At 70.9% G+C, this 15,943-nt stretch carries 15 protein-coding genes; 2 read left to right on the top strand and 13 right to left on the bottom strand.

The window, feature by feature from the left end:
• Positions 1 to 23 precede the first annotated feature (23 nt).
• The 5 genes from AB0I82_RS12980 to AB0I82_RS12960 form a co-directional block, all read right to left on the bottom strand.
• Complete coding sequence (locus tag AB0I82_RS12980; protein WP_363257262.1) at positions 24 to 1,589, bottom strand: class I adenylate-forming enzyme family protein; 1,566 nt, start codon at positions 1,587 to 1,589, stop codon at positions 24 to 26.
• A 1-nt stretch (position 1,590) separates the two neighbouring features.
• Positions 1,591 to 2,964, bottom strand: coding sequence for an NAD(P)/FAD-dependent oxidoreductase (locus AB0I82_RS12975; RefSeq protein WP_363257261.1), 1,374 nt, complete (start codon positions 2,962 to 2,964; stop codon positions 1,591 to 1,593).
• Positions 2,961 to 3,959, bottom strand: coding sequence for a UbiA family prenyltransferase (locus tag AB0I82_RS12970; protein WP_363257260.1), 999 nt, complete (start codon positions 3,957 to 3,959; stop codon positions 2,961 to 2,963). The genes AB0I82_RS12975 and AB0I82_RS12970 overlap by 4 nt, the downstream gene beginning before the upstream one ends.
• A 66-nt stretch (positions 3,960 to 4,025) precedes the next feature.
• Positions 4,026 to 5,156 (bottom strand): DegT/DnrJ/EryC1/StrS family aminotransferase, encoded by a 1,131-nt coding sequence (locus AB0I82_RS12965; RefSeq protein ID WP_363257259.1) that lies wholly within the window; start codon positions 5,154 to 5,156, stop codon positions 4,026 to 4,028.
• Entirely contained in the window at positions 5,153 to 6,241 is a 1,089-nt protein-coding gene (locus AB0I82_RS12960; protein ID WP_363257258.1) for a DegT/DnrJ/EryC1/StrS family aminotransferase, read from the bottom strand. Before AB0I82_RS12960 ends, AB0I82_RS12965 begins: the two co-directional genes overlap by 4 nt.
• 300 nt (positions 6,242 to 6,541) lie before the next feature.
• On the opposite strand from AB0I82_RS12960, the gene AB0I82_RS12955 reads away from it, so the two are divergent.
• Positions 6,542 to 6,988 carry a hypothetical protein gene (locus AB0I82_RS12955; RefSeq protein ID WP_363257257.1) on the top strand — a complete coding sequence of 149 codons (447 nt, stop codon included), beginning with the start codon at positions 6,542 to 6,544 and terminating at the stop codon, positions 6,986 to 6,988.
• A 73-nt stretch (positions 6,989 to 7,061) separates the two neighbouring features.
• Here the strand turns inward: AB0I82_RS12955 and AB0I82_RS12950 are convergent, their stop codons facing one another.
• From AB0I82_RS12950 to AB0I82_RS12925, 6 genes are all read right to left on the bottom strand, one after another.
• Positions 7,062 to 7,595 carry an EF-hand domain-containing protein gene (locus tag AB0I82_RS12950; protein WP_363257256.1) on the bottom strand — a complete coding sequence of 178 codons (534 nt, stop codon included), beginning with the start codon at positions 7,593 to 7,595 and terminating at the stop codon, positions 7,062 to 7,064.
• Between the two features lie 105 nt (positions 7,596 to 7,700).
• Positions 7,701 to 8,960, bottom strand: coding sequence for a nucleotide sugar dehydrogenase (locus AB0I82_RS12945; protein WP_363257255.1), 1,260 nt, complete (start codon positions 8,958 to 8,960; stop codon positions 7,701 to 7,703).
• 39 nt (positions 8,961 to 8,999) lie between these two features.
• Positions 9,000 to 9,311, bottom strand: a complete 312-nt coding sequence (locus tag AB0I82_RS12940) for a hypothetical protein (protein WP_363257254.1) — start codon at positions 9,309 to 9,311, stop codon at positions 9,000 to 9,002.
• A 156-nt stretch (positions 9,312 to 9,467) separates the two neighbouring features.
• Positions 9,468 to 9,836, bottom strand: coding sequence for a hypothetical protein (locus tag AB0I82_RS12935; protein WP_363257253.1), 369 nt, complete (start codon positions 9,834 to 9,836; stop codon positions 9,468 to 9,470).
• Positions 9,833 to 11,536, bottom strand: coding sequence for a cytochrome c oxidase subunit I (ctaD, locus tag AB0I82_RS12930; protein WP_363257727.1), 1,704 nt, complete (start codon positions 11,534 to 11,536; stop codon positions 9,833 to 9,835). Before ctaD ends, AB0I82_RS12935 begins: the two co-directional genes overlap by 4 nt.
• Positions 11,537 to 11,697: 161 nt before the next feature.
• Positions 11,698 to 12,411, bottom strand: a complete 714-nt coding sequence (locus AB0I82_RS12925; protein WP_363257252.1) for a GAF and ANTAR domain-containing protein — start codon at positions 12,409 to 12,411, stop codon at positions 11,698 to 11,700.
• Positions 12,412 to 12,906: 495 nt separating this feature from the next.
• Between AB0I82_RS12925 and AB0I82_RS12920 the strand changes: the two genes are divergently transcribed.
• On the top strand, positions 12,907 to 14,085 hold the full coding sequence (locus AB0I82_RS12920; protein ID WP_363257251.1) for an aminotransferase class I/II-fold pyridoxal phosphate-dependent enzyme: 1,179 nt from the start codon (positions 12,907 to 12,909) through the stop codon (positions 14,083 to 14,085).
• Here AB0I82_RS12920 and AB0I82_RS12915 read toward each other — a convergent pair.
• Together AB0I82_RS12915 and AB0I82_RS12910 are read right to left on the bottom strand one after the other, a co-directional pair.
• A complete protein-coding gene (locus AB0I82_RS12915; protein WP_363257726.1) occupies positions 14,082 to 14,966 on the bottom strand; it encodes a DMT family transporter in 885 nt (294 codons plus the stop codon). The genes AB0I82_RS12920 and AB0I82_RS12915 overlap by 4 nt on opposite strands.
• A 2-nt stretch (positions 14,967 to 14,968) precedes the next feature.
• A complete protein-coding gene (locus tag AB0I82_RS12910) occupies positions 14,969 to 15,901 on the bottom strand; it encodes a DMT family transporter (RefSeq protein ID WP_363257250.1) in 933 nt (310 codons plus the stop codon).
• Positions 15,902 to 15,943: the final 42 nt, after the last annotated feature.

Below are 15,943 nucleotides of genomic sequence, written 5' to 3'. Positions count from 1 at the left end.
CTGCTCGTTCCGGGCGCCGGCTCTCAAGTCCACCGGCCGGTACCGGAGGTTTCCGTACGGCCGGTGAGCCGGCGGCGCAGTGCCGTGCGGCGCACCTTGCCCGTGCCCGTACGGGGGATGTCGTCCCAGGTGAGGACGGCCGGCTCGCGCAGCGTCGGGAGGTCGCGCACCGCTTCCCGCCAGCGGTCCCGGTCCAGCGTGCCGTCCGCGGTGACCACGACCGGCAGCGGCGCCTCACCGGGGCTGCCGAGCACAACGCACTCCAGGGCCTGCGGCAGCCGCTCCTCCAGTACGTCCTCCGTCTGCAGACAGCTCAGTTGCGGGGTGCGGTCGATCTCGCGGTCGATCAGCCGGACGCTGCCGCCGCGGCTCCGGATGCCGAGGTCGCCGGTGTGCCACCAGTCGCCGTGCTGCTTCGCCGCCCAGCGCGCTTCCTCGCCGACGTACGCGAGGCCGCGCGCCGCCGTCCTGGCCAGCACGAGCCCCTCGCGGCCGCGCGGCAGTGGTGCGAGCGTCTCGGGATCGACCACCTTCAGCCGGGTCTTGAGCGGAATGGGTCGGCCGAGATCGCGGGCGTCGTCCGCCGAGACGGAGCGTCGGGTGTGGAAGCGGAAGGTCAGCGGGCCGGTCTCGGTCTGGCCCCAGCCCTGCATCCACACTGGGCCGCGATGCGCGCTGGCCTTCAGATAGGCGCGGAGGACGGGCGGGTGCACCGCGTCGTACGTGCTGATGTACAGCCGTACGCGCCGGAACGGATTGTCCAGGCGGGCGGTCAGCGGCCGGAAGCGGACGTACGACGAGGGGAGCGCCTCGACGATCGTCGGCGGGTGGGCGCGGAGCAACGGGTCGGCGGCGTCCGGGTCCTGGCCGGTGACGATCGTGATCCGCCGGGGCGCCAGGCACAGCACGCTCGCGGTCCAGCAGAACGTCCGGCCGTGCGCGTACGAACTGGCGTTGAGCAGCGTGTCGTCGCGCCGCACGCCGATCTTCGGATACCGCACGGTCTCGAACCGGGCCAGCTTGCCGATGATCGTGCGGGTCGAGTGCACCACCAGCTTGGGGACGCCCGTGGTGCCCGAGGTGTGGTTGATCACCAGGGGCTCGTCGTCGTGCCGACGGCGGGGGCCGGGCGCGGGGTTACCCTGCAGGGCTTCGAAGGCGAGCGTCCCCGGTAAGGCGCCGTCCAGTACGGCACAGGCGTCCGCGGCCCGCGCCAGGTCGGCCCCTTCGGCGCGGGCCCGCTCCAGCAGGCCCGACGTGGTCACGAGCAGGGCGGGGGAGAGGCGTTCGAGCAGCAGCCGCAGCGTCTCTGCGGAGAGCTGCCCGGAGAGCTGGGCGGGGACGGCGCCGATCCGCACGGCGGCGCAGGCCAGCAGGTCGTAGTCCCAGTGGTTGTCCTTGACGATCGCCACCCGGTCCCCGGGCCGGGCCCCGGCGGCGGCCAGCCGGCCCGCCAGGTCCTGGACGAGCGCGGCCAGCCCGGCGACGGAGTGTGCCGTACCGGCCTCCGGCGCGATGTCGAACGGCCGGTCCAACCGGAACTCCGTACCGTGTCCGCGCTCGGCGCACTCCTCGAACAGGGTCCCCATGTCATGCGGTTTCACGCGTTGTCTCCCGGTCGGTGGTGTCGTGGGGGCGGGGGCCGCGCAGTCGGCTGAGGACGCGGGAGGCGGCGAGCGCGCCCGCGCGGACGGCGCCCTCGGAGGACGGCCGCAGCATCACCCAGTCGCCGGCGTACTCCACGGGACTCGTGGCGCGGGCCATGAAGGAGGGGCGGCGACGCAGCGCGGCGGGGGTGGCCTCCGGCAGGCCGTGCGGGAAGGCGTGCACGAAGTTGCGCATACCGGCCTGCTCCAGGCCCGGTACATAGCGCCGGGCCGCCTTGGTGAGGCGCTCGACGACCTCTCGTTCCGGCGCGGCGAGCAGCTCCGGGATGGTCCGGGCGTCCGCCATGAGGGTCAGCAGGCCCTTGCCGGCGGGGGCCCGCGCCGGGTGCTTGACGTGGTCCGCGATGACGCCGGACAGGGTGCTGTCCTCCGCGTCCGGCGTGAGGACGAGGTACAGCGACTCGCTGCCGGCTCGCGGCCCGAGCGGTCGGTCCAGCAGACAGCTCACCTTCAGCGTCGGCGTGAACGTGCACGCGGACAGGAAGGCGGCCTCGTTCGCGGAGGGGTTGGCGTGCAGCCGGGCCGCGACCGGTGCCGGTACGCAGAGCACCGCCGCGCGCGCCGTGACGATGCCGCCGCCGATCCGCAGCCCCGCCGAATCCCGGTCGGCGACCACTTCGTGCACCTCGCTGCCGGTGACCACGTCGAGCCCGGCGGCGAGCCGGCGGGCGAGCAGGTCCATGCCGCTCGCGTACGTGTGCCAGCTCGCCGGCCCGCCCGCGTCCAGCAGCAGGCTCAGCATCGGGGCCGCGGCGGAGCGCGCGGTGTCCCAGCCGAAGAAGCCGCCGGCGACCGGCTGCAGGAGATAGTCGTGGAGATCGGGGTGGTAGCGCCCGGCCAGCTCCTTGACGGTCGTCGTGCCCAGTGGGGTCCGCTCCGGGTGGTCGGCGTCGAACTCCGCGCGCTGCCGCCCCAGTCGGGCCATGAAGCGGGCCAAATCCAGGCGGGCGCGCGGGCCGAGCCCGGCGCCGGTGAGCAGCGCCGACGGATCCGCCACGCCCGGCCGGGCCCGCGCGCCGCGCCACATGCCCAGCCGGCCGCCGATCCGCGGCACGTCACCCTCCGGTACTCCCAGCCGCTCGATCAGCTCCCAGGTGGCGCGGTAGCCGTGCCGGGGGAGCTGCTCGGCGCCCTCGTCGACGGTGTAGCCGTCGTGCCGGAAGCTGTGCATCCGGCCGCCGACGTGCCGCTCCTTCTCGTACACCCGCACCGTCAGCCCGGCGCGCTGCAGTTCGTGCGCGGTGGTCAGTCCGGCGATGCCCGCGCCGATCACGGCCACGTCCAGATCCGGACTCATACGGCGGCCCCCGCTCCCACGAGGAGGCCGGAGCCGACCAGAAGATTCGCCACCACCAGCAGCGCCACGCTCAGGCGGTGCACCGCGAAGCCGGTCTTGCGGGCCCGCATGATGTCGCCGCGCACAAAGCCGGTGATGAACTGCTTCGTCCGCAGCGCCGTCGCGGGCAGCATCAGCAGCACGAACCACCACGGGGCGATCCCGGTGGCCGAGGCGACCGCGCCGAGCAGGAACTCCGCGGCCGACAGGCAGCCGATGAAGACCGCGTTGCCGCGCTCCGACACCAGCGCCGCCACGGTCGGCCGCCCGACGGCCCGGTCGCCCTCCACGTCGTTGGTGTTGGAGTACACCCCGAACATCAGCGGCCCGAACCCGAACAGCACGCCCTGCACGAGGAGGAAGCCGGAGAAATGGCCCGCGGCGAGGCCGTACGGCGCGACGACCAGCACCACGCCCAGCGCGACGAGGAACGCCTCCTGGAAGCCGTGATAGCTGATCTTCAAGCCGTAGGAGTACTGGAGTGACACCACGAACAGGGCCGCGATCAGCACGAGCGCCCACGTCGGACGGTGCGGCGCGGCGTACGCGGCGACGGCCCACAGGACCGCACCGACCAGCGCGGTGACCCAGGCGAATTGCAGTGCCTGACGCTCCGTCAGTGTCCCGGCCACCAATGGCTTGCGCAGCTTGTTGCGCAGTGGGTTGTCCGGGCCGTAGTTCTGGGTGTCGCTGCCGTCGCGGAAACCGGTCACGTCGTCCAGCGCGACCATCGCCATGATCACGAACACCTGGCCGAGCAGGAACACCACGAGCATCGTCGCGGTGGGCCGGTCGAACCGGGCGGCGGGCAGCAGCACGGCGGCCAGCACCACCAGGATGCTGAGGTAGTAGTCGAAGACATCGAGCTTGCCCAGCCGGGCGTAGCTGCGGAGCCGGTGTTCCGCCCGCCCCGCGGCGGCCCTCGGCAGTCCGGCCGGAAGGTCGTGGTGCGTCATGTGCCTTGCGCTCCTTCTGAGTTGGTTGCTGGTTGCTCGGTCGCCCGCTGGTCAGTCGGCCGCTGGTCAGTGGGCCGCGAATGCGCACACGGCGTCGGCGATGTACTCGACCTGCGCATCGGTCAGATGCGGATACACGGGCAGCGCCAGGGCCTGCCTGCTCGCCTCTTCGGCGTGCGGCCAGCGGTCACCGGGCGCCGCGTACACCGCGAACGCGGGCTGCAGCGGCAGCGGCAGCGGGTAGTACGCATGGGACTCGATGCCCCGCTCGCGCAGCTGCCGCGCCAGCTCCTGCCGCCGCTCGGCGAGCACCGCGTAGACGTAGTAGCAGCGGCCGTCCCGGCCCGCAGGCGGCGGGACCACGCCCCGCTCGGCCAGCGGCGCGAACCGCTCGGTGTAGTACTCGGCGATCGCGGCGCGCCGCTCCAGCCGCTCCGCCAGCCCACCGAAGCGGTGGATCTGGAACGCCGCCTGGATCTCGTCGAACCTGCTGTTCCGCCCGATGACGTGGTGCAGGAACCGGTGACGGCCGTCCTGCCCGTGGTTGCGCAGCATCCGCACCCGCTCCCCGAGCGCGGCGTCCCGTGTCACCACCACGCCGCCCTCGCCGGGCATCCCGAAGGACTTCACCTGCACGAACGAGAACACCCCCGCCTCGCCCCACAGTCCGGCGGGCGTACCGCCCAGCACCGCGCCCTGCGCGACCGCCGAGTCCTCGACGAGCCGGACGCCGCGGCGCCGCGCGAGGTCGGCGAACTGCGGCATGTCGGCCATGACGGAGAAGATGTGGGCCGGCATGACCGCCTTGGTGCGCTCGGTGATCCGCTTCTCCGCCTCGGCGGGGTCGGCGACCATCGTGTGCGGCCGGATGTCGGCGAACACCGGCGTGGCGCCCAGGTGCACGACGGACGAGGCGAGCGGGGCGCAGCCGAAGGCCGGTACCACCACCTCGTCGCCCGGGCCCACGTCCAGCGCGGCGAGCACCAGGTCCAGCGCCGAGGTCCCGCTGCCGCAGGCGACCACATCGGCCGCGCCGAGCGATTCCTTGAGCAACTGCTCGAACCTGTGGGTGTGTTCCCCGAGAATGAAGCGCTGTTCCGGCGCGAGACCGATCTCGCGGAGGAGGCCGAGAAGTGCCGCGCGGTCGCCCTCGAAGAGGTCCGGCGGGAAGAACGGAATACGTGGCGGTACGGTCATTCCGGCCTCCCGCGGTAGAACGCGCGGATCGCGTCGCAGACCTGGTCGAGCTGCCGCTCGGAAAGGTCCGGGTAGAAAGGCAGCGCCACCGCGCGCTCACTCGCCGCCTCGGCATTCGGGAACTCGCCCCGGGAATGGCCGATTTCCGCGAAGCAGGGCTGCAGATGGAGCGGGATCGGGTAATAGACCTCGGTCCCGATGCCGTGCCGGGCGAGATGGGCGACCAATTCGTCCCGGCGCTCGACTTCGACCAGATAGACGTAGAAGACGGGCGAGGAGCCCGGTCCGCGGTCGACCACTTCGGGCAGCCGCAGGACGCCGGGAATTTCCCTGAGCCGTTCCTCATAGGCCGCGGCCAGTTCGCCGCGGCGCGCGATGTCGGCGTCCAGCCGGGTCAGTTTGGCCAGCAGCACTGCCGCCTGGATGTCGTCCATCTTGCTGTTCACGCCGGGCAGCGCGCTCCGCGTCGAGATCGTGGGGAAGTCGTCGACGGTGCGGCCGAGCCGGCCGTGGTGGCGCAGGCCGGAGACCAGCTCCGCCGTCCCGGGATCGTCGGTGAGCACCGCGCCGGCGTCGCCGAGCGCGCCGAGCGTCTTGCTGGGGAAGAACGACAGCACCCCGCCCGCGCCGTGCAGCCCGGCATGCACGCCGCGCTGCCGCATGCCGATCGCCTCCGCGCTGTCCTCCAGCAGCACCAGGCCGTGCCGGGCCGCCACTTCGGCCAGGGCCGCCATGTCGGCCATCTGATGGAAGAGGTGCGCGGGCATGACGAAGCGGCTCGTCGGCGAGACGGCGGCGGCCAGCGCCGCGGGGTCCATGGCGTACGTCACGGGGTCGATGTCGACGAACTGCGGCCGGCCCCCGGCGAGCGCCACCGAGGTGGCGGTGGCCGCGAAGGAGTACGCGGGCACCAGGACGCCGTCGCCGGGCCGGATACCGCAGGCGCGCAGCAGCAGTACCAGTGCGTCCGTGCCGCTGTTCACCCCGATCACATGGCGCGCTCCCGTGCAGGAGGCCAAGGCGCTTTCCAGTTCCGCCACTTGGCGGCCGTGCGAGAATTTCCCGTTGTCGAACACCTCGTTCACGCGGTCTTCGATCAATGGCCACAGTCCCGCGAAGGTCTCCGCCTGGGAGAAGAATGGGACTGTATGACAATGCACTTGAAAGGTCGCTGCCGTCGCTACCTTCACCACCCCCTGATACACATTCGGCGGTTTCCCGCAGGGTGAGTGATCCCCCGTTCGCAGCAATTGACACGTGCCCCCTGGCATATTCACACTTTGCGGTAAGTCCTATTCATATTTCTTGACTCCCCTTCTGGTGGCACGCAGCATTCGCTTGTCCGATGAACGGCGTGTACGTGTACCGCTTTTTTGGAGGAATCAGTGACCGGACGCATGTGCCACGAGGGCCGTGCCGCGCGCGAGGACGGCGCGAAGCGCTCCGTGCGCGGCGACCTCGTGAAGGTCCTGCCGCACCGCCGGACGGACCGCGGCCTGACGCTCGAACCGCACGCGAGCCGCTGTGTACGGCGCGGCGAGGTCCACGAACTGGTCACCACCGACCAGCGGGCGACCCGCCCGGGCTCCCGCGTCGACCGGGTCGGCGTCGTCGGCTTCGTGGAGCTGGCCTGTGCCGGGGTGATCGACCGTGGGGACGACGTCTGGATCGACGGCCTCTGCATCGGCACCGTCGTCGGCTTCGACGCCTGCCACTTCCCCAACCACTACAGCATCCTCATCGGCACCGGCCGGCTCGTCACCGGCAGCGACCTGGAGCTGTGCCCCGAACTCCCGGTCGCCTTCACCCAGGTACCTGCCGCCGGCCACTGACAACTTACGGACGCGGCGCGGCCGGTGGCCCCCACGGGGACCACCGGCCGCGCCTTTCGGGTCGGTGACCGGATCAGCCGAGCAGCTCGACGTCCAGCTCGCCGAAGTGGTACTTGCGTACCGCCGCGAGCAGCTCATCGAGCGACAGCTCGCCGTCGTCGTCGGTGTCCACCTTGCGGAACGCCTCCTGGGCCTTCGAGCGGTCCACACCGATCCCGCCGAGCCACGCCTCGAACTCACCGGCGTTGATCTGCCCGTCGGCGTTCTTGTCGCAGAGACCGATGATGCCCTTCACCACCGGGCCGAGCGCGCGGTTGAAGTCGGCCTCGCCTCCTTCGAAGATCAGGCTCCCGGTGACGCTCATGAACTGGTCCCGAGTGAGCGGGCCGTTCGACGGTGCCCCGGACGTCAGCGTGAGGTGGTCGAAGAGGCTGCGGAAGGCTTCCCGCAGCGCCTGCGCCTCCGGGGAGTCGGTCCGCTTGCCGAAGTTCTGCGCGATCTTCCCGGCCTCCTGCTCGAAGTCCTTCCATTCCAGGACTCCGTTACCGTCCGCGTCCCACTTGTCGAAACGCTTCAGCAGGCGGTCGTTGGCGACGGCAGTAGTCATGATGGTTCCCTTTCCTTGGATGTGCGGGATTTCAGCGACGCCGGACAGAGCGTCGGCGCCGCCTCGCGGGGCCTCTCTTCTCCAAAGGCCCCGCAAGTCTGGAATTCAGAGAAGCGTGACCCGGGCCCCGGAGGCTCTTCCGCGGGTGTCCAGCAGGGCGCAGTCCGCGCGGGTCAGCGTCGTCGTGTCGTAACACGTGTGGTGTTGCAGGAGAATTGCCAGATCGGCATCGGCCAGGGCATCCGGCAAACTCTCCACGCGCTCCAGGAATGCGCCGTTCGCGGCGAATTCCGGTACGTACGGGTCGTGATAGCGGACCGTGACGCCCCGGGCGCGCAGACCGCTCGCCACCGGCGCCGCCGGCGATTCCCTGGCGTCGGCCACATCGGGCTTGTACGCCACGCCGAGCAGGACCACCGACGCTTCCTCGGGCGCCTTTCCGAGGTCGCCGAGGAGCCCGACGGCCCGTCCGACGACATGCTCCGGCATCCGTGACACCACGTCATGGGCCGCCGACAGCATCCGGAAATGGAAGCCCTCGGCGTCGGCCTTCGCCGCGAGATAGCGGGGATCGACCGGGATGCAGTGGCCACCCACCCCGGCCCCGGGCTGGAACGGCGCGAACCCGAAGGGCTTGGTCGCGGCGCAGTACAGCACGTCCCACACGTCGATGCCCATGCGGTCGCAGAACAGCGCCACTTCGTCGACGAGCGCGATATTGACGTACCGGTAGGTGTTCTCCAGCAGCTTGGCCATCTCGGCCTCGCGGGTGCCGCGCGACACCACCAGCGTTTCCACGAACCGGCCGTAGAACGCGACGGCGTGCTTGGCACACAGCGGGGTGCAGCCGCTCACCACCTTCGGGGTGTTGCCGATCCCGAACTGCCCGTTACCGGGGTCGATGCGCTCGGGCGAGTACGCGAGATGGAAGTCCGTACCGGCCCGCAGCCCGCTGCCCTCCTCAAGGAGGGGGCGGACGACGTCCTCCGTGGTGCCCGGATAGCTCGTGGACTCCAGGACGACGAGTGTCCCGGGGCGCAGTCCGCGGGCCACGGCCTGCGACGCGGCGCGCACCGCGCCGAGGTCCGGTGCGCCGCCCGCGCCCAGCCCCGTGGGGACGCAGATCACGACCGTGTCGGCTCGCCCGGTCACGGACGCGTCGTCCGTCGCGCGGAACCCCGCCGCCAGCATGTCGGCGACCTCCGCGTCCGGCACCCCGCCGACGTGCGAGCGCCCCTCGTTGAGCCCGGTCACCACCGTGGCGGAGACGTCGTACCCGATGGTCGTCAGGCCCGCGGCGCAGGCGGCCCGCGCGAGCGGCAGACCCACATGCCCCAGACCGATCACCACGAGATCGGCAGTCATGGAAATTCCCCCCTCGTTCGCAACGGCTTCTTTCTCGGCTCAGGCGGAGAAACTCCCGGTTCCAGGGGCGACATGCGAGCCGTGTCCCGGCTGCACGGTCAGTGAGGGGGTGACGCAGAACGGGTCGCCGTAGATCTGAACGGGCTTGTCGGAGCGATTGACGAGGACATGCGCACCGGCCGGCAGCTTGTGACAGCCCTCCGGATTCTCGTACGTGGTGAGCGGCTGGAACTCGGTTTCAAAAACGGTGACTTCGCCGTCGCTCGGGGCGGCGGTGGCCGGCGCGGTCGCGGAAACGCTCGCGATGAGCGCGACGGCGATCAGGGCGAACACAGAAGCGACTCGGCGCATATGACTTTCCTTTCGCCGGGAACAAGCACCGCCCCAATGCTGCCCCAGCGCCCTCTCGCGTAATATTCACCCGTCAAGGTGCACCCGAATCAGCGACACCAATGCCGATCCGGTGGTACGAAAAGATCGTATGACCGGTCCAGGGAATTCCGCTTCTCAGCGCCCGGCCGCCGACAGCAGGGCGAATGCACAGCCGGCCAGCGCGCAGGCGGACAGGGCAGCCGCCACCGCCGCGCACAGCATCCGGTGGCGCAGCTCCCGGTAGCGGGTGGCGTACTCCTCCTGGAGCTGCGCGCAGCGGTGGCGGACCCGCTCCAGGTAGCGGCGGGTGAGGACGAGCCGGTCGTCCGTGTACTGGCGGATGACCTCTTCGCGCTGTGCCGTGGTGAGCCAGGGCATCCGGTCGGCGAACGCGGCGGCCTCGTTCCGGGCTCGCTCGGCCTCCGTCCAGCACAGCAGATAGCCCTCCAGCCGGCCGAGCCCGGCCTCGGCCGCGCGCTCGTCGGGGCCGTGCTGCGGGTTCACTTCTCCTCCGTACCGCCGCGCCGCAGCGGGGTGTCCGGGTCCTCGTCCAGCATGTCCCTGCGGCCGGTGGCCTCGGCCTGGTCCAGCATGGCGACGCCGGGGTGGTGCAGGTCGAAGGCGGGGGACTCGGAGCGGACGCGGGGCAGCGTCTCGAAGTTGTGCCGCGGCGGCGGGCAGGACGTCGCCCACTCCAGGGAGCGGCCGTAGCCCCAGGGGTCGTCGACCGTGATCTTCGGCGCGTACCTGGCGGTGTGCCACACGTTGTACAGGAACGGCAGCGTGGAGACGCCCAGCAGGAACGCGCCGATGGAGGAGACCGTGTTCAGCGCGGTGAAGCCGTCGGCCGAGAGGTAGTCGGCGTAGCGACGGGGCATGCCTTCGGCGCCCAGCCAGTGCTGGACGAGGAAGGTGGTGTGAAAGCCCACGAACAGCGTCCAGAAGTGAATCTTCCCCAGCCGCTCGTCGAGCATGGTGCCGGTGAACTTGGGCCACCAGTAATGGAATCCGCCGAACATGGCGAAGACCACCGTGCCGAACACGACGTAATGGAAGTGCGCGACCACGAAATAGCTGTCGCTCACGTGGAAATCCATCGGGGGCGAGGCGAGGATGACGCCGGTCAGGCCGCCGAACAGGAAGGTGAGAAGAAAGCCGAGGACCCAGAGCATCGGTGTCTCGAACGACAGGGAGCCGCGCCACATCGTGCCGATCCAGTTGAAGAACTTCACCCCGGTGGGCACCGCGATCAGGAAGGACATGAACGAGAAGAACGGCAGTAGCACGCCGCCGGTGACGAACATGTGGTGCGCCCACACGGTGACCGAAAGACCGGTGATCGAGATGGTCGCCGCGACCAGTCCGATGTAACCGAAGATGGGCTTGCGGGCGAACACCGGGATGATTTCGGTGACCACGCCGAAGAAGGGCAGCGCGATGATGTACACCTCGGGATGCCCGAAGAACCAGAACAGGTGCTGGTACAGCAGCGCGCCGCCGTTGGACGGGTCGTAGATGTGCGCCCCGAATTTACGGTCCGCCGCGAGCGCCAGCAGGGTGGCGGCCAGGACGGGGAAGGCCATCAGGACGAGCACGCTGGTCAGCAGCACGTTCCAGGTGAAGATCGGCATCCGGAACATCGTCATGCCGGGCATCCGCATGCAGATGATCGTGGTGATGAAATTGACGGCGCCGAGAATGGTGCCGAATCCGGAGAGCGCCAGGCCCATCACCCACATGTCCCCGCCGACCCCCGGGGTCCGGGTGGCGTCGGACAGCGGCGTATAGGCGAACCAGCCGAAATCCGCTGCGCCGCTCGGCGTCACGAACGACCCCACCGCGATCAGCGAACCGAAGAGAAAAAGCCAGTACGAGAGCATGTTCAGCCGCGGGAACGCCACGTCCGGCGAGCCGATCTGCAAGGGCATGATGGCATTGGAGAAACCGGCGAAAAGGGGCGTGGCGAACATCAGCATCATGATGGTGCCGTGCATGGTGAACGCCTGGTTGAACTGTTCATTGGAGAGGATCTGCAGGCCCGGGCGCGCCAGTTCGGCACGCATGGAAAGCGCCAGCAGGCCCCCGAACAGAAAGAAGATGAAGGCCGTCACCATGTAGAGGGAGCCGATCTTCTTGTGGTCCGTGGTGGTCAGCCACGTCACCACCACGGCACCTCTTGTGCGACGGGGGGTTTCTCGGACCATTGGCTGATCCGGGTGCTCCGTCTGCGTCGTCACGACGCCACTCCCTTTCCGCTCCCATGGGTACACGGCTGGTATACGGCACCGGCGGAAAGCAGCCGCGCCATTGGGCCGTACGTGGGAGGGGGAATGCGGTCCGGGCGGAGTACGCCCCGGCAATTCGGTCAGGTGTCGGGGATCAGCTGCTGCTCGACGACCTCCCGGGCCACCTCGCGCAGGCGCCGGCCGCGGCGGCGGGCGTGGCCGCGCATCGCCTCGAAGGCCTCATCGACGCTGACGCCCATGCGGTGGGCCAGGAAGCCCTTGGCCTGTTCGATGGCGATACGGCTCTGCAGTGCGGAGCGCAGCTGGTCGTTGACCCTGCGGTAGGTGATCAGGGCCTCCTGGTGGTACAGGCTGACGGCCACGACGTGCGCCAGCGCCTGCCCCAGCCGCACGTCCGGCTCGGGCACCGGAGCGGAGCCCGTACGCAGCAACAGCAGGCAACCGTCGGCATGTTGACGGTGGGTCAGCGGCACCGCGCTGGCGAAGCGGTACCCGGCGGCGAGGGCCTGCTCGGTGAAGGCGGGCCAGCGCGGCGCGGTGGACAGCAGGTCCACCGAGACGACCGGGGAGGTGGTGCGGTACCCCTCCCGCGCGGGCCCCTCCAGCGCCGCGATGGTCAGCAGGTCGGCGAAGGCCGGGTCCGGCTCGCTCGCGGCGACCGGCTGCAGCCCCTCGCCCGGCGGCGCGAACAGCACCGCGGCGGCGGACACCTCCAGCAGCTGCACACACCGGGTGGTGAACCGCTGCAAGTATCCGGTCGTGTCGAACGCCTTCCCGTAGGAGGCGTCGGCCAAGTCCACGAAGACGTCGGCCAGGAACTGCTCGCGACCCATGATCATCCTTACGGCCGTGAAGAAGGAAGAGGACGGTCGTGCGGCTGCCACGGGTGATGAACGCGCGGTCGGCCCCGACGCCTCCTCGGGCAATGCCGCGCACCGTGCGCATCCGCCCGTTACCGCACTCTCACAGGGTCGCGCACCGGGCGCGCGCCATGACTATGACTCGGACACGTACCGTGCGGTCCGAGCCATCCGGCGCCCGCGGTCGGCCATTCCGGCGGGGCCCGCCCGCGGTGCCGGGCCCCGCACCCGGCCAGTGGGAATGCCGGTGGGACATGCCACGCGGTCCGCCACGCCCGTCGTACCGACGTGTGAAGACGTGTTCAAAGATGGCTCGGACAGCCCCGGCCCCCTTGAAGCGTCATGCGGAAGCTGCAGAGGGGCGCGGCAGGGCGGAAAGTTCCCGGTTCACTGCGGGGCTGCGCGAGGGGGGATGCCCGGCCTGACGCCCCCTGGGGAAATCGGGGCAGCGGTCATATCTTGAGGCGCATGGACAGCATCCCGCGCGAAGCATCCGTCGAAGCGAACCCGCTGCGCCGTCTCACCCTCGACCAGTTGCGGCAGCGGACGAGCATGAAGTGGCGCACGTACCCGGACGACGTGCTGCCCCTGTGGGTGGCGGAGATGGACGTACCGCTGGCCGAACCGGTCGTACGGGCGGTCACGGACGCACTCACGCGCGGCGACACCGGTTACCCGGTGGGGAGCGCATACGCCGAGGCGCTCGCGGAGTTCGCGCGCGAGCGGTGGGGGTGGGACGGGCTCGCCGTGGAGCGCACGGCGATCGTGCCGGATGTGATGCTCGGCGTCGTCGAGATGCTGAAGCTGACCACCGGTCCCGGCGACGCGGTGGTCGTCAACTGCCCCGTCTACCCGCCGTTCTACCAATTCCTCGGCAACGCGGACCGGAAGATCGTGGAGGCGCCGCTCGGGCCCGGCCACCGGATCGACTTCGGCACGCTGGAGAGCGCCTTCCGCACCGCCGTCGCGGGCGGGCGGCGCGCCGCGTACCTGCTGTGCAGCCCGCACAACCCGACCGGCACGGTGCACACCGCCGAGGAACTCGCCGCGGTCGCCGCCCTGGCCGCCCGGTACGGCGTCCGGGTCGTGGCGGACGAGATCCACGCCCCGGTGGTGGCCGCTGGGGTCACCTTCGTGCCGTACCTGAGCGTGCCGGGCGGGGAGAACGGGCTGTCCCTGATGTCCGCGTCCAAGGGGTGGAATCTCGCCGGGCTCAAGGCCGCCCTCGCGCTCGCGGGCCCGGCGGCCGCCGACGACCTCGCGCGCCTCCCCGAAGAGGTGAGCCACGGCCCCAGCCACGTGGGCGTACTGGCCCACACCGCGGCCCTGCGGGACGGCGGCGACTGGCTGGACGCACTGCTCGCCGGTCTGGATGACAACCGCCGACTGCTGGCGGACGTACTGGCCGAACGGCTGCCGGCGGTCCGCTACACACCGGCCCAGGGCACCTACCTCGCCTGGCTCGACTGCCGTGACCTCCCCCTGGGCGACAACCCGGCCGCCGCCTTCCTGGAACGCGGCCGAGTGGCCCTCAGCCCCGGCCCGGACTTCGGCACCGGCGGCACGGGCCACGCCCGACTGAACCTCGCCACATCCCCGGAGGTGCTCACGGAGGCGGTACGCAGGATGGCGGCGGCGGTGGGCTAGTCGCTGCCCGTCGTCGACTCCTCCGGGTCCCGGTGGCTGCCCGTGGGCATGGCCGGGTGGCGGCCGAGGAGGAAGACGCCGGTCACTACTGCGGCGAGGCCCAGGAGTTCGCCGGTGAGGGCGGCGGGGGTGACGCTGATGCGGTCGCCGAGGAAGCCGATGCCGCAGGCGATGCCGGCCAGGGGCTCGGCGGCGGTCAGGGCCGGCAGGGACATCCGCAGTGGTCCGGCCTCGAAGGCGCTCTGGACCAGCATCAGGCCTGTCACGGCCAGCGCCACGATCACGTACGGCTCCCAGCTCACCAGCAGCTTTCCGAGGCCGTGGTCCGCCGCGATCTCGCTGGAGACCCGGGTCAGCGCGTCCTGGAGGCCGTACAGCACACCCGCGGCGGCGGCCAGCAGCGGCGGCTCCTCCACCAGACGTACGTGACGGGCCGTCAGTACCAGGATCAGTGCGACCGCGAGGACGCTGCCGAAGACGATCCAGTGCCGCAGCGTGCCGGTGTGGGCGGGGCCGCTGTGCGGGCTCCCGGCGACGATGAAGGCCGCCACGCCACCGCTGAGCAGGAGCACGCCGGCCCAGCCCGACCAGCCCAGCCGCTCGCCGCTCAGCCACCGGGCCAGGACCATGGCGAACAGCAGGTTCGTGGCCAGCAGCGGTTCGACCCGGGACAGATCGCCCTGGCTCAGCGCGAGCACGCTGAAGATCTGCCCGACGACCATGCAGCCGATCCCGGCGAGCCACAGCGGTACCTTCATCAGGTCCAGCAGCAGCCGGAAGCTGAGCATGTCCTTCAGCGGCGCTTCCCGTGCCGCGTGCTGCTGCAGGACGAAGCCCAGCCCCAACAGGCAGGCGGCGAGGACACCGTAGAGGTACAGCATGGTCACCGCACCGGGGGACGGCCGGCGGGCGGCTGCTCGGCCGAGGGCACCCGGTCCGCTTCACGCGGCGGTGCTTCGCCCTTGAGCAGCGGGGAGCGGGCCAGTACGAGTGCGGAGGCGGCAATCAGGGCGCCGCCTGCCACGGCCGGCACGATGTACCAGCCGCCGCGCACATGCTCCGCGAAGGCGAAGGAGCCCCACAGGATGGCCACCAGCGGGTCGGAGAGGGTCAGTCCGGGCTGGGCGGCGAGCAGGTTGCCGGCGTGCAGCGCCGACTGGAGGAGGAACATCGCGAGGATGCCGGCCGCGACCATCGCGTACAGCTGCCAGGTCGCGAACACCGCGGTGAGCCCTTCCTCCTGACGGCTCATCGCGCCCTTCATGAACGCGGCCGTCAGGCCGAACTCGCAGCCGGCCGCCACGCCGAAGGCGGCCGCCCTGCGGCTGGGGCCGCCTGGGAGCGACGGAGGCTGGCGGCGGCCCCACTCCACGGCGGCGACGACGACGAGGAGGTTCACGCCGACGCCCACCGTCCACGCCTCCCAGCCCGCCTCCTCGCCGTCCCCGGGGGCGGGCGAGAGGAAGTACAGCAGGGCGGCCAGCCCGCCGGTCATGCCCACGGCGGACAGCCACTCGCGGCGGTGCAGCCGGGTGTGGAACACCCACGACGCCAGCAGCAGCGTTGCCGGCAGCTCGATGACGAGGATGGGCTGGACGACCGACAGGCTGCCGGTCGCCAGCGCGGCCGCCTGCAGGACGAAGCCCAGGATCACGCAGAGGAAGCCGGCGAACCACACCGGGCGGCGCAGCAGATGCAGGATCAGCTGGGGCCGCAGGCTGTCCTCGCCCGGCAGGTCGCGGCTGGCGCGCCGCTGCAGCACCGAGGCGGCCGCGTTGGCGCAGGCGGCGAGCACGGCCAGGAAGTAGCTCAGCACGACGTCCTTCCTCGGTCGTCCTTCCTCGGTCGTCCTCCCCGG

It is taken from the genome of Streptomyces sp. NPDC050315, assembly GCF_040655775.1.
In the GTDB taxonomy this organism is placed as follows: Bacteria; Actinomycetota; Actinomycetes; order Streptomycetales; family Streptomycetaceae; genus Streptomyces.
This window is presented reverse-complemented; position numbering and strand designations above follow the sequence as displayed.